This window comes from Paenibacillus sp. 598K, from assembly GCF_003851045.1.
In the GTDB taxonomy this organism is placed as follows: domain Bacteria; phylum Bacillota; class Bacilli; order Paenibacillales; family Paenibacillaceae; genus Paenibacillus_D.
In genome coordinates this window covers 715-2,872 of the sequence record NZ_BFBX01000278.1, presented here as the reverse complement: position 1 = coordinate 2,872, position 2,158 = coordinate 715, and the positions used below count along the sequence as shown (strand labels likewise).

Sequence of the window (2,158 nt, the reverse complement as noted above, 5' to 3'; positions counted from 1 at the left end):
CTCGCGGATGACGTCGGCGATCAGCGAATCGTCGACGATATTGACCAGCCTCGCCTCCGGCAGCTGCTCCCGGAAGACCGCCTTGAGCGGCTCCGCCAGCGCCAGTCCTGTATAGATCGCTACCACTGTCTTCATCGTACATCCCTCCCTTGGCACTCTTCCGCATGGCCTACCATACGATCTCCTGCTCCGGCCGCCGGTACTCGCCCTCGCGCATCGGCGCCGCATCATACACCTGACGACCGCTGTAAAATGGATGATACCTGCCCTCCGGCGAGATGCCGATCACATCGTCTCCGCGCCAGCGCGTCTCGAATGTCTCGCCGACCGCGGTCTCGATCGTCGTCCGGTGGCTGAGCGGGAAGGTAATCGTGATCGTCTCGCCTGCTGTCGCCTCGCCCAGCAGCAGGAAGCACTCCTGCACCCAACTGCTCGGCTCCATGCCATGCCCCTCCAGACGGTCCTCGCCGCGCTCGCGGACGATCCGAACCTTGGTATAGCCGGCCCACTCCGGGACGCGGACGCGCAGCTCGCGGATGTCGCGGCGGATATGGAGCACAACCTTGCCCTCATGCGGCAGATAGCTGTCGACGTCGAGCCATACGGAGCCGCGATTGAGCAGGAAATTGACGCTCACTCTGCCGTCCTGCTCCGTCACGGTGTTGCTCCAGCCCATGTACAGACCGCGCGTCCCCGAGCCGAGGCAGCAGATCTGGATGTCATTGGTATGGCCGCGGCCGTGATTGACATCGCAGCAGAAGTCATTGGGGGCGGAGTAGCCGGCAAAGGCGCCGCGCGTCCGCTTGGCTACATCGGTGTAGCTGATCTTGCCCGGCACGTTGCCCGTCTGATCATCCGTCTCCTTGACCCAGCTCAGGTCGAGCAGCTGCGATTCGGTCAGATGGTTGCGCAGGAAACGTTCCGTCGTCCCCCAATAGCGTGTATAGCCGCTCTTGGCGAGCGTGATGCCGGTGGCGATCAGATCGACGAGCGAGCAAGTCTCGTGCTCGTACGCCTGCTCCTTGAGATCGCCGGGCGTCCAGCCGAACGACGTGCACTTCGTCAGCGCCCACGCATAGCTCTTCTCCACCCAGGCGATCAGCTTGGCGTCCCCCGTAAAGGCGCCGAATCGCGCCAGCGCGTCCAGCGTCCCCAACCGCGTATGGAAATGGCCGCTGCGGTAGGCGAGCGCGTCGTTGAAGCTGCCGTCCGCGTTGAAGACGCCGCTGCGCTCGACGATCAGCGCCGCGAAAAAGCGGCACAGCTCGAAGGCGTCGGCGTTGCCGGTCACCTCGTGATACTTGAGCAGCGGCATGATGAGACGTCCGCAAAACGCCGCCGGATCAGGAGCGAGCCGCAGCAGCGCCGCATTGCGCGACGGCCAGCCGCCTTCCTTGTACTCGGAGGCCGGGTAGTACCATACCTCGCGCTCCTTGATCGCGATCCGCTTGAGCGCGGCGACATGACGGTCGGCCGCCTCCTTGACCTTGGGATCGCCGCTGGCGATATACCACGTCGTCAGCGACAGGATGACCGCCCGCTGGTCGATCAGGTTGGCGTTCTGCTCCCAGTCGAAGTTCGGATTATGCTGCCGATAGCTGAGCCCGTCCTCCCCGAAAAACTTCATCAGGTTGTCCCGGTACAGCGCCTCGATCTCCTCGCCGGTCTGATCGCCGGACATATGGCGAGCCAGGATCATGCCGTCGATCATGCGGCCGTGGGACGAGCCGAAGTCCCAGTCGCCGTGCGTCAGATTGGCCGGCTCGCTCATCAGATTGGCTGCGAAGAACGGGTAGTCGTGGAACTCGGGGTCGGACATGCCTGCCATCGCGTTCAAGGCGTGGCCGGCCCGCTCCTCGAGCAGCAGCGTATCGGGAATCTGTCTTGTCGTCATCGGTTATCTCTCCTCCTCATGATGGGGACGGCCAGGGACAGCCGCTCCCGGGGTCAGAGCAGCGCGATAGGCGCCGATCGTCTGACCGGTTTTTTTCTTGAAGATCTGGCTAAAGTAGCGATAGTCCTCGTACCCGACCTTGCGGGCAATCTCATAGTTTTTGTAGCTCGGCACCTGCATCAGCTCGATCGCCCGGCGTACGCGAATCTCGACCAGATAGTCGACAAAGGTGTAACCGGTGGCGCGCTTGAACAGGCGGCTCAG

The 2,158-nt window shown here is 63.2% G+C and carries 2 protein-coding genes; both read right to left on the bottom strand.

Translation table 11 applies throughout. The features are described 5' to 3' along the window. Positions 1–169: 169 nt before the first annotated feature. Positions 170–1,894, bottom strand: a complete 1,725-nt coding sequence (locus PA598K_RS35045; RefSeq protein WP_128661299.1) for a hypothetical protein — start codon at positions 1,892–1,894, stop codon at positions 170–172. A gap of 3 nt (positions 1,895–1,897) precedes the next feature. Then, the coding region (locus PA598K_RS35040; protein ID WP_185602435.1) for a helix-turn-helix domain-containing protein at positions 1,898–2,158 on the bottom strand (261 nt) is incomplete at its 5' end.